This window comes from Hominilimicola sp., from assembly GCF_046972485.1.
GTDB classification, from domain to species: domain Bacteria; phylum Bacillota; class Clostridia; order UBA1381; family UBA1381; genus Hominilimicola; species Hominilimicola fabiformis.
In genome coordinates, this window is sequence record NZ_JBKVWU010000017.1 from 17561 (window position 1) to 32286 (window position 14726).

The window sequence follows — 14726 nt, forward strand, 5'->3', positions numbered from 1 at the left end:
ATGAGAAATGTTTCGATTACAGCAGATACAACAACACTTTATATTGCTGTAACTCCGGCAGATACATCATATTCACAGGGTGTATATCAGCTTGATATTATAAGAATGTCAGCTAATACTGCAATAAAGGTAACATATGGCGGCGAAGAACTTTCGCAGAATGCTGACGGTGAGTATGAATATACTTTGCCTGCGTCAACTGACGGAACAGATAACACAACTCAAAAACTTGTAGCAGAGGGTGTTATTGTAGACGGCGATAATGTTACAACTGATGAAAGCATTAAGCTGACGATTTCAACAAGCAGTACATTCTATGTAAATGGCGATGCAACATATACAGATGAAATGGATGTTAAAGCAACTCAGCCAAAGGCAAATGCTGTATATATCCATGTTAAGTCAGAAGACGGAACAGAAAAGACGTTTAAGGTAAATATTTTGAAATTACCTGAAACAAACGCTATAACGGCAGTAGACTTAACAGAAAATAAGGTTGCTGCAACATATAAGACTTCAATTAACACATATGAAGGTCAAGCCCCTTATTCGGAGGACGGTATTGTAATTTACGTTACAACTGCCGATGCACGTTCGCAGGTAGCAGTCGGAACACCGAATAACTTCGTAACTCCGACACCTATCAACGCTGCAGATCCTACACAGGGAGGTATTGCAAAGGTTCTTCTTCCGAAAGAACTTCTTGAAGAAGAAGCGAACGGCAGTACAACAACTAAGTTGTATGTTAAGAGAGCAGACGGTATTGTCATAGACAACAGCTCAATGAATATACCGACACTTATTATTAAATACGCATCAAATAATGTTGGTCTGTATAAGGTTGATTCAACACCTACAACAGACCCTGCAAGCCCTGACTACACAGGTAAGGTAAAGCAGATTACTGATGAAAACGGTAATATTGAGTATTATCTTGGTATTAATGCAAGTGATATTATAACAACGGGTACAGCTCTAAGCATTAATATTACTGCAGAAGCAAATAATACAAGCTCAAAGGTTGTAATTTACGACCCTGCTACAGAACAGCCTTCAACTATGACAACGGGTGCAACATATAAGGCAATCAGAGAAGTTACTCTTGACCCGTCATTGAATGATGGTCCAACAGAACTTTCAATCAGAGTAATAGCAGAAGACGGAGTTACATCAAAGGATTATAAACTTGTACTTCGCAAGAAGTCTGATAATACAGAGATTGAATTTGTAAAAGCAATCTATATTGCAAATGAAGACCCTGACTTAAGCAAGAATACCGCAGGTGAATTCTATACATATGTAGATTCGGGCAGAACAATTCTTCCTATCAGAGTAAAGGCTAAGGACAGTCAGTCAACAGTTGCAATCGAAACAACTTATAAACCGTCAGCATATGTCGGTTCAGCTGCAATAACATATTCAAACAGCAATGATGCAAGCGTTAATGTTGACCTTACAGGTATAACTGATGACGAGCTTAGAGCAGGTGTAACAATTCCTGTATATATTAAGTCAGAAGACGGAAGTCAAGTAATGACTTACTTCGTAAAGGTATCTTCTGTAGAAGGTAACCCTGAGCTTAAGAGCGTTGATGTTGTTGTAGATGGTGTTGTAAGACCTGCAAAATATGATGCAGATGATAACAGCAAGTTCGTAATTAAGATTCCTGATACAACTTCAAGAGTTGATATTATAGCAACTCCGCAAACATCGCTTGTTCAGTACGTACATATAAACGGCAGCTATGACAGCAAGGATGAAGCGACCGGAGCTGTTACTTTGAGTAATGTGGTTGTAAACAGTAAAGAAACAACTGCAACGATTGAAGTTAAGGCAAAAGACGGTACAACAAAGAGATATACTCTTGTAATTACTAAGGTTGCTGTAAACACAGACCTTATGAATGTAACTGTAAACGGTACTACAGTAAGCAATGCAAACGGTACTTACACATATCTAAAGACCGGTATTTCGAGTGATAAGACAGCTGATGTTTCAATAACAACACAAGATGCAAATTCAACTGTTAAGGTTGAAGCTATCACAAGAGATTTGACAAAGTCACCATATGGATTGTCATACAATGAAGTGGGTAGCGAGTCACAGAATGTATGGGCAAATGATGCGGTAACTCTACACAGTCAGCCGGTAAACAGATACCGTATAACAGTAACAGGACAAGACGGATTTACAACTAAAGAATACACCTTAATAATCAGAGATACAGATACAAATGCAGATGTAGAATATATTAAGGTTGGCACATATTATGCAGTTAAGGATTCATCAGACGTCAACGGTGAAACATGGACTGTTGAAATCCCTGATACAACTAAGTTTACAAATGTAACTGTACAAGCATCTGATGAATTGGCAGAACTTACAGACATTGAGAAACTTAGACAGAATGCATATGATAATAATCCAAGCAACGTAGGATATGTAACTCAAATCGTTTCAGGTTTGGATTTACAGACAGGCGACGAGATTAGATATGTTAAGGTAGTTTCACAGGATGGCTCACTACAGAAGATGTATAAGCTTGTTATAAAGGGTACAGACGAAGCTCCTTCTGTTGAAAGCGTAACAGTAAACGGTTTGGATGCAACTGCACCGACTGATTCAGAACCAAGATATACATATCTTGAAGTACTTCCGAACGCAAGTGAAGTATTGATTGGTGTTACGGCAGCGAGCAAGAACCACTTCGTAAGCATTAACAATGGCGATATTACAGCCGGCGGTTATGCAGAGCTTAAGGTTTCGATGCCTATCTCTGTAACCGAAATGGAAGTACCGTTCAGATTGTACAGAACAGCTGACGGTGACCCTGCATATGAAAACGTTGTATATCTAAAACGTTTGAGCGATGATTATGCATTGACTGTAAAGGTTGATAACAATACTGTTAAGAAAACAAATCTTGACGGCTCATATGTATATTATGTAGACGGTACAGCAACAAGTGCAGATGTATGGGCTCTTGCATCTAGCGCAAATTACCGTGTAGAAATTACAGGTAAAGACGGCGTTTCAGGCAATAACAACACAAATCCGACACTTGGCGCAACTGTTACAACAGACCTTGAAGATACTATAAACAGTAACTTCACAGAAGTAACAATCACAGTTAAATCTGATGATATTACAAATACAGCAACAGCCGAATATAAGCTATATATTTATAAGAAGAGTAACAATGCAAATATCAAGTCGGTAACTGCAAATCCAAATGACAGTGAAAACAAGGATACAGATACTACAGCAGATGACAGTGTAAACTTAGGCGGTAATATATACAATGCATATCATGTATATGTTCCTAAGTCAACTACATCGGGTTATACAGTATTTGACCTTGCAATCGAGCTTGAAGATGTAAATGCGGCAGTAACAAGCATTGATAATGCACCGTTCGCAAATACAAACGGCGGTACTGCAAAGGCAACATTTACAAAACTTACAGCCGATTACGACTTTGACGGTGACGGCACAAACGATTCATTCGCAATTCCTGTAACTGTAACATCGCAGAGCGGCGGTACAAAGGATTACTACATCATCGCAACACCTACAGATATGGATATGGAATTGACTGTAGAATACGATGACGAAAAGATTGCGAAGGAAGAGGACAAGAACGAATATATTGTATATGTTCCTACAACTTCTAACACAGCAACTATATACCTAACATCAATAAACGGTAATATTGCTGAAGTAAGAAATACAACAAATGCAAATAATATTATAACTGTTGATTCACCTGACAGAACATTGTATAGATTACAGGTTAGTAACTTGTCAGCTTTGACGGAAAGCAATCCATATACTTATGAAGTTGATGTGGCTAAATCAGGCTCAAGTTATAAGAAGACATTTAAGCTAATCATTATGCCGCAGAGTACTGATACCGATATTACAGTAACAGTAAACGGTGTAGAAGCTAACTGGGTAGCTTCAAACGGCGGTTACTATGACGGAAGTATTGAAACAACTGACGAAATAGCAAATGTTATAGTAAAGGCTAAGAATCAATTTACAAAACTTGCGATTACAGAAGATGGTGAGCCTGCACCGACGTTGGTTGATAAGGGTATAACATCTAAGGCTTATACAATCGCTCTTACAGAAGCAACTGATACAGCTAAGATATATACAATCTATGTTCAATCGCAGAATACTTCACAGCCGATTAAGACATATAAGTTACACGTCACAAGAAGAAGCGGTGAAAATGATATTATCAGCATCAAGCGTGGTAATGTGGATGCTACAGAAGAACCTGTAGAAAACAGTGATGACGTTAAGTACATATTCTTCGTAGACTCAATGACAGAAGTACCTCAAATTACGATTGAAACTTCACCTAAGTCAATATTGAGAGTAGGTTACTATGATTCACAGAATAAGTGGCATAATAACGGCGATAGCAGTGCTTCAACAGCAGGCGATACAGCCGGTTGGACAACAGATAATAATTGGCAGGATACATTGCCGGCAAATGCAAACGGTGGTAAATATGTAATCGAAGTAAAGGCTGAAAACGGCTCGAAGAAGAACTATGTTCTTGAATTCAGAGAAAAGTCAGACGATACATCAATTAAGAGTATAACAACAGAAAAAGGTTTGGACGGCGAATACAATGTTGATATGTCAATGACAGTATTGTATGAAGCAAACGTTCCTGACCACGATACATTGCTTGACATACTGCTTACAGATAAGTATGCAACAATCGAATCAATACATGAAGTAGCATTGCCTGATGACAGTGAAAACATCATAGATTCGACAGGTGACATCATCACAAGAAAGAAGACCGACGAAGGTGCATTCCGATATAAGGTTGTAGGCGGTGTTCCTATTGGCGGTAAGAGATACTTGAGAATTACCGTTAAACCTCAAAATGATAAGGCAGAGTTGGTTAAGAACTACTACTTATTATTAAAGGGTGCATCAGATGACTTGTCACTTGACAATGTAAAGGTTAATGATACTGTAAATACAACTCCTATCTCAAATGGTTTGAAGTATACATTCAGCGTTCCGACAACCGTAACTGAGGCAGATGTAACAATTACAGCAAATCAATATGCTAAACTTGTCAATGTAGCAGGAAATGCACTTTCAATTCCATACATCAACGTATGGTCAGATACTTCATATACATTGTCTTCTGAAGAAGAAACAACTATAACTGTAGAAGTTCGTTCACAGTTGTATGTTGATGATGTACGTACACCAAATGCTAAGAAGACTTATACAGTAAGTATCTATAAGAGCAGTAATAACACAGAGATAGGCGAGGTTATCGTAAATGGTATCGCAGCAATCACAAGAAAGAATAATCCTACTATCTATGAGATTGCAATTCCGTCAGAGCTTAACGGAGGCGATTCAAGAGCAGAAAACCCTGCAACTATCACAATACATACATCAAGCGGTATTGCAGAAATCTCAATGAAGAATAGTGAAACAGGCGATTACGATGTAGCCCACGGTGAACTTATTGCAAAGAGAATGCTTGATGAACCCGATGTTTCAAAGGTAAATAAGTTTGAATTTACAATTAGATCATCATCAGGCAGTGTAAAGCAGACATACACATTGTATGTATATACTGATTACGAAGACACAGATGTCAAGTCAGTTTCACTTAATAAGACTGAACTTACAGCCGGTGCCTCAACAGATGTAGATATTTCGTTATTCTCAGTTCCTGATGACCGTATCTACACAGCAGTTGTAAACAGACGTAATCCGGTTGACCTTTCAATCGTTCCTACAGGTAACATGGCAAAGGTAGAACTTACAGGATTCGGTATTGACGGTATTCTTGTAAGTGACAACTCACACGGTTATGTATTTGAAAATCTTGCACTTAACTCAGAAAATGATACAGTATTTAACTTCAGAATTATGAGTTATGACGGTAAGGTTGTAAGTGATCCATATCAAGTAATAATTAAGTATGTTGAAGATTCAGACGTAGCTCTAAAGAGTGTTGTCTTTGACGGTGTAACAGCTGAAAAGGCAGACTTTAAGTCTAATACATATCTTGTAAGAGCAGACAGTACCGTAACAAACGGCATACTTACAATAACTGCGGCAAACGAAGATGCAGTAGTTAAACTTGGCAGCGATAAATCAACAAACGGTGTCTTGAACGTATCTTATAATGTTACAAGGAACGTATCTAAGGTTGACTTTACCGTTACATCTAAGGACGGTAAGGCAGAGCAAGCATACACATTGTATATTATAAGAAGCAATACGGGTGAAAAAGAAGTCTATGTCAACGGAACCAAGCTTACAAAGACAAGCGGCGGTTACACTTATGAAGTACCTTACGGAGCAACTGCGGCAGATATTAAAGTTGTTGCAGACAGCGAAGTTTCAAAGGTACAGATTGGTGACAGCGAGTTTAAGGTAAGTGAAAATACTGAAACAGTAACTCTTGATTCGGGTAAGACAACAACTGTTAAATTCAAGATTTACTCATATCCGTATGATGATAACAGCTTTATTGCAGAAACAATTACACTTGTAAGACAAGACCAGTCTTTGGCACTTTCAAATGTAATGGTTCAGAGCAAGTCAGAAAGAGATTATACAAAGCTAACTCCGGATAAGTACGGAAATTATAAGACAGCTATTCCGAGCACAGATGACAGTGCAAGCATTGTAATTGCAACAAGAAGAAGCGATTCAAAACTTGGACTTATCAGAGTAACAGACACAGGTGATGTTGTTCTTGGTGAAGATCAAGGTCAATTATCAGTACCTGATATTGCAAACCTTGGAACAGTAAATAAATTCTATATTGTTGTTTCTGACGGAACAAAGACAAGCAGATATGAACTTGTAATTGTTAAGTACAGCAATAATACAAGTGTAGAAAAGGTAATCGCCGAAAGAGGTACAGAGGACGAATATGTAGCTAAAGATGCATCGTGCGGCGGCGGCTCAACTATCCTTCCTGAAGACCCTGACGGCAGTAAGGCATCACCTTACCAGATTACGACGGCCGAAGAACTTCAGGCTATGTCAGATCATCTTGATGCATACTATGTATTGATGAATGATATTGACTTAAGCGGTACTGCATGGACTCCGGTTGGTACAACTTCCAAACCGTTTACAGGTAACCTAAACGGTAACGGAAAGTCAATATCAAATCTAACAATTACAGCTACATCAAATGATACAGCATACGGCTTGTTTGGTGTAAATAAGGGTGAAGTTTATGACTTCAAACTTGAAGATGTAAATATTACATCTGTTGCAGGCACATCATATCAATATATCGGTGCCGTGGCAGGTAAGAATGAACAAAACGGTGTAATTTCAAGAGTAGCCGTAGCTTCAGGTAATATTGAATCTTCATATGCAGCCGGTGGTGTAGCAGGTGATAACCGTGGTACTATCAAAGACGCATATAATAAAGCAACAATTACATCAGGTGAGTACGCAGCAGGTATTGCAGCATTGAACCATAACGCTGTTAAGAATGTATATAATGTAGGTTCAATAAGCTCAACATCAAGTAATTTAACCGATGAACACGTAGCGTCGATTGTTGTATTGAACCTTAACAACTCAACAATAAATAATGCATATGCAGTAATGCCTAGCCAAATCTACAGCAAGGTGGGAAGCAACAGCAATGTATATAACAGTGCGTCAGTTCTTCCTGAAAAGCTTGGAGATATAGCAACATTCAATGATTGGGACTTTGCAAATACATGGGTAATCAAGACAGCTCAGTATCCTACATTCAGGAACCAATCAGCTGATGCAGATATATCAAATCTTAACATTCCTGACGGCAGCCAAGCACGTCCGTTTGAAATCACATCAGCCGCAGGATTGAAGAGCATCGGTAATGATGAGGAAAGCTTAACAAAGCATTATGTATTGAAGAATAATATTTCAATGAAGTATAATTCGGACTACATTCAAATGGATCCTATCGGTTCAGAAGATACACCATTTACAGGTAGTCTTGACGGTAACGGATTTACAATTTCCGATTTGAAGATTACATCACAGAAGAGCGTAAACGGTCAAGATTATTCAGCTTTGTTTGCTGTAAACAACGGTACTGTTAAGAACTTGAGATTTGCGGTTGCGACAATCGGTGAAAACGGAGTTGAAAATGCATCTGTGGTAGCAGGCATTAACAACGGTACAATCGAACAAGTTGCAATTGAAACGGGCGGTAAGATTACAGCTAAGAATGCAGCCGGTTTTGCAATCGAAAACAACGGTACTATTGAAAACTCATATATTACATCAACTGCACTTGTAAGCAACAATGCTTCTGCAGGTATAGTAATAAGCAATAATGCCGGTGCAACAATCGGATATGTATTCGCTAACGCAAATCTGTCAAGCTCAATGTTTGATAAAGCATCGATTGCTATTAACAGTGACGGTACAATTACACATACACACGGTGTAATGGGTGCATTGTTTGTTAAGAATGATACATCAATCGTTACGACAAATGATAATAGCAGTATTGCTGCATCTGACCTATATGTTCAGTCAATCTTTAGCGATTGGAACTTCAATGATATATGGTATATGACATCAGGCAGCTACCCAATGCTACAAGTTACAAATAAGACTTCGTCAGTTTCTGCACAAAGCATTGACTTGTTTGCAGACGGAGAAACAACCTGCGAACATATTGTATATATCAGAGATACTAAAAATTCGGCTAATATTTACATAAAGGCTCAGAATCCTTATTCAACAATCGCAATCAGAGGCGGTTCATATACAGGTGTATTTGAAGGTGTTATAAACGGACTTATCAATGATAAGACAATAATTCCGTTTACAATTACATCAACAAGCGGTGCAAGTCAGGAACATAATCTTGTAATTATTAAAGAACCTACTTTGGCAACACTTGACAGCGTTGTTATTGACGGAACGACAGTTGCTCGTGTAAATAACACATACGTTGCAGAAATAGGTAAGTCAGCTGATTCTGTAAATGCAGAAATTACTCCTATATCAGGTACAGTTGAAGTACTTGACAAAGATAGAAATGTTGTTTCATATGAGAGCATGAACGGCTTGACATGGATTAATACAGCACTTCCTGCAAATGTTGGTACTACAACAACTTATACATTGAGAGTAACAAACGGTAATGCACTTTCAACAGTTGAATATCCGTTAATCTTGAAACCTGCTGAATATCATACAGGTTTGAAGTATGTACAGGTTGATCCGCTTACTCTTATAGGCAATGTTCTTGTAGGTTCGGGTTATACAGATGTTACAGATATAAATGAAAATGTTTATAACTATGTAATTACCAAAGACCTTGAATATATCAATATTAAGGCTGAAACCGTAAACTCTACTTCAAAGGTAAGCATTGCATCAGAGTATAATTCGGCTAATGTACAAGAAATCGAAAGATATAACCTTGATACATCAATTAAGGATATTTACATTCCGATTGACGTAACAACAGAAGAGAATGTTGTTGAACATTATGTACTTCACTTAACAAGAAAGAGTATTGATGATTCATTAAAGACTGTTAAGGTAACATACGGTAGCAATGTTTATACTCCGGCAGCTGAAAACAGAGTAATAGATGAAGAAACAGGAGCAACTGCAGATGTATATGTAGTTAAACTTGATACTCCGGGTAATGTTCCGTTTACAAATAAGACATATGTTGATATTTTGATAGAGGCTAATGATATTTATACACTTGTAAATGCAGGTAGCCCAACGGCAACAGACCCAACATCAGCTAATTCGGATAAGTGGACAGCAACTAATGTACTTCTTGACGGCGAAGAATTAACAATCTATGAAATCAAGTCAAAAGCTGCTGACTTAGAAACAATTAAGGTATCATATCTATACATCTACAAGAAGAGTGATAATGCAAACCTTAAGACATTTACCGCAACTTACGATGACGGCGGAACAAAAACAACTGTTGAAGCCGGAGAGGATACAAACGGTGAATATCAGCTATGGATTCCGTCTGATGTTACAACAGTAGATCTTGAGGCGATAGCATCAACTCTGTTGGCAGAAGTACAGATTGACGATAATACTTCGTCATTACATAATAATGTTTATAAGAACTTTACAATAACAGGTAAGAACACTATTAATGTAATGATTAAATCTTCATTAAATACTACTGCTGAGTATAAAATTAATATCAATAGATTGAATCTTGATCTTGAAGCTGTACAGGCAGGACCTTACAGCGGCGGCAACTTGTCAAATGCTCTTTGGGACAGCACAAGAAATGCATATGTTGTTCGTCTTGATCCGCAGACTGATGATTTGCCAAGTGCAATCGCATCAGTGTTGGCTAAGGATGCTAATAACTACATCAGAATAGGTCACTTGACAAGACCTGAAAAACCTACTCAGGGAAGTATGACAGATGAACAGTATGCAGCAGCACTTGCTCAATATGAGAAAGAGGTTGCAGCATATGAAACAGCCGCAGCAAACGACTATTCAGCAACCGATGCAAGCGTTGTATGGGATGGCGGATGGCGTCAGACAAGCAACCAGTCTTATAAGATTCCTCTAATCAAAAAAGACGGTGGATTTACAGTAGTTAAGATTCAGGTTGGTGTAGCTAATAACTATAAGGCTCAAGCAGATGCAACTATTGATGAAAAGATTGGTACTGTTAAGACTTATACATTCTTAATAGGTCAGAAGTATAAGAACACTGATGCAGATATTGATATTTATATTGACGGTAACTTGCTTAAAAATCCTGAAAAGGTCGGCGATGAGATTATCTATAGATACGGTATCGTGAAGGATGCAACTGTAAAGGTTGGACTTCGCATTGATGAACATGCACCAACTCCATATGATCCGACAGTATCGGTAAATTCAGTATCTGAAAACGGAATTGTAAACAGATCTGATTATAATTATCCGACAGATGGTGTACTTACAATCCCTGTAAATACGGCAAGATCAGTATCTGAAGATACTCCTGATACAAATATTACTATTGTATCAATACCTGAAGCAGGTACAGGATATACTCATCAGTATAAGGTTGTAATCTACAGATTGTCAGAAAATACAAATGTACTTCATAACAGCAGTGACAACTCAGAAACTGTTGTAAATGAAACTACAAGATATGACGGTGAAACAAGTCCAAATGTTGTAGATTATTACAAAGTAAGCGAATCAACACTTACAGTTGATGAAAACGGTAATAAGTATTTAAGAGTATATATCAAGACAGAGTATTCAAAGGCTAAGATTACTCTAAACGGTAAAATATATACAGGAATAACAGATGATGACACTGTAATAAGTGGTTCAAATGTAGTAAACGGCGGAGATATTCATGGTATCTTGATTCCTGTAAAGGATGGCGAAAGCGTTAAGGTAATTCCGTACGTAGTAACATCAGAAGACGGCAGACATACTTCAAACAATGCATTAAACGTAACAATCCAGTCGATTAATACTAATGCCGATTATGTAACGGTTAATGGTGTAGAAGCATATGGTCCGTTCACTGAGGACGATTCGGATCTGCCGTATTATAACAGCTATATTCCTTACAGTGTATATGAAAAAGCAGTTAATAATGCTGAAAAGACATCGGTTGTTGTTCAGGCGGCTGTTCAGTCGAAGGATACAACAGCAGAACTTCTATGGGAAGATGGCGACTTTGATTATCACGGAAATGATGCTAAATACAACATTCCGTTCAGAGTATCCCACTCATACTTGTTTGACGATGCAGATCCTGATATTCCTCATGTGGTTAAATTCAGAATTATCTCTGAAGCGGGTACAATGCAAGAATATGAATTGAGAGTTTATCTTGCAGATAACACAAACAGAGATGTTGAATATGATGCCGAAAGTGATAATTACAGTGTATGGGTTGGTCCTGCAGGAACAATTAACAGCATACCGCCTGCTAAGTACGATAAGAACACAGGCAGATACACTGTAGAAATTGAAACAGGTATAACATCTGTTGACATGAAGGTAATCGCAGATTATGAATATGCGGGCGTAGATATTTATGACCCATATACATCATCATATACAAATAACTATGAATTACATCAAAAACAAGTACAACTTTCAAATCTTGAACCTAACCAAAACTACACATTGTACTTTAGAATACGTTCACAGGATGAAATGTTGTCAGGTGTTGGTGATGGTAAGGAATACATAGTAGACCTAATCAGAAAGTCTAATAACAGAAAGATTGATCACGTATATGCATATCCTGAAGATAAAACGGGTAAGTTGTTCCAGTCAGTTGTTGAAAATATAACTGTAAACAATCCGATTATCATAAAGAATATAACATACGGTACATCAATCGTTCCTATTGAAATCGGTGCTGATTACTCAACAGCAAGAGTTGGTATGACGATAGATGGTGTAGATACTGTTTCGACAAATCAAACTCTAAAGATAAATATTCCGTTTGACAGTAATGACGATGATGTTGATGAAACAACAGGCGAACGTTCAAGAACATTCCAGGTAACGGTATGGAGTTATGAAGGCGATATTGCACCTGCATACTACACACTTAAGATTATCAGAAAGATGAATAATCTAAAGCTTAAGGAAATTACACTTGACGGACGTTATGCAGAGCAAGACAGAAACGACCCTCATACATTCAGAATTGATGTAGGGGCAGATGAAACACTTGTAAATGAAATCAAAGCTACTGCTCTAAACGCCGGGGAATACGTAGAATTTGAGAATAACGGATTTGCTCTTTCAAGCAATTCATATTTGAATTATGACGTATCAACAATTCCGACATCGTCATCGGTAACGATTGATATTAAGGTTGGTTCACCTGATTTGCTGTCAGATGGTACAACTCCTGATGAGATAGCAATAACAAAGCTTATTATTACAAAGCTTTCTCCTGAAGAATTGCGTTCTGATTTGAAACTTGATATGTTTGTCAGCGATATTAAGTTAGTTGACAGCTCATATGTAAAGGCTGCAAAGCAGAGCGAAGATAAGACACTTGTAAACGGCAAATATGTTTATACATATAATTACATAAGCTATATTAATCCAACGGCAAATATGGCATATGTTAAGTCACAGACTAAGTCGGCAAGTTCAAAGATTGAATTCTTTACTGATTTTGGTAAACCTGCGATTGCGAGCGGAATGTTGGCAGTTGATACAGAGGCATCAATGTCAGGTATAGATGACATCATATTGAAAGCCAGAGTAACAGCCGGTGACGGCAAAACACAGGATTACACATTGATGATTCAGAAAGCTTCAAGTGAACTTGGTATAGACAAAGTATATGTTGACGCTACAGGCGGACTTTCTACTGAAACTCAGCAGACAACAAGAGTTACAGGTAAGGTTACAGGTTATGAAGCGGGTGTGGAACCTAATACAACGGCAATATCGTACAAAGTTGAAATGCCGATGAATACATACATTGCACAACCGTTTGTATTCGCAATAGACCCATATGCGGTAATTCAGTTCTATGAGTACAGAGATGGTACATATGTACTGAGCAATAATAAACAAATTCAAGGAACTAATGTAAACTTCGCAGGTGCTACAACGGATGCCGCCAGTATTGAAGACAGAAATTTATATAAGTTCAGATTTAAAGTAACATCGAGAACCAACAACGCATCTCAGGAATATGTAATCAACCTTATTAACAGCCCTGAGGGTACTCAGTTGAAAAATGTTAATATCGGTTTGAGAAAAGAAGGATACAAAGATTATCCTATAGATGAATCTGAAGTAATCTTGAAGAATGCAAGTATAACAGGTCTTACAACTTACTTGGCATCAGTTCCGCAAGGACGTGATACAGCTGTAGTAAAACTTATAAGTGAGAATAAGTTTGCTAAGATATATGTAAACGGTGTTCATCAGAACAGCGCAGTAAATACATATATTGATGATGTAAAACTAAACGGTCGTGTTACGCAAGTTCCTGTAACGGTAGAATCTCCGTCAGGCGCAACACAGAACTATACGATTTACATTGTTCAGTACATCTACAACTTCGATTTGAACACAGTTGTAAATGACGAACTTACAGAAAGAATCGGCGATCCGGTTACAAGTGAAGACGGTGTTATCATTTCAAACTATGAACGTCCGACAAAACTTCCGTTCTACTTGAGCGATGCAGATATGCAAATTAATATGGCAGACCCTCAAGGTCATAAATATTACGTTCAGATTGACGACGGTGAAAAGATACTTGTAGATGATACAACTAATGAGCAGACTATTAAATCAACAATTAAGCTAAAAGAAGTTAATTCGATTGTTCAGCTTCGTGTATATGACGAAGACGGATTCTTAATAACAATTAACAATATTTTAATTAAGCGTGATATGCTTGACGCAGCACTTGGAGCAATCCGTGTAAATGACAATGATGCAGTTAAGACAACTCTTGACAGCGGCAAGATTATATATGAGGCATACTCATATTCAGAAGCAGAAAATCCAACTGCTAAAGTTGATATATATGCTGTTGATAAAAACGCCGCAATTACGTTGACGGGTCTTACAGTATCGCAGACATATACATTGGGAGCAGGTAAGGGCGGTCAGCTTACTGCAAACGTAGATTTGAAGGCTGGCGACAACTACTTCTCGATTGAACTTAAGAAGTCGGACGGCAGCCCGTCAATCTATTATAC

1 pseudogene (cut by a window edge) is annotated in these 14726 nt (G+C 37.8%); it reads left to right on the plus strand.

Going from position 1 to position 14726, the window contains the following annotated elements:
* Window positions 1-14726: pseudogene (locus tag ACLTU0_RS03680) on the plus strand (hypothetical protein); its annotated part reaches 17560 nt to the left of the window's first position; the annotation flags it as partial.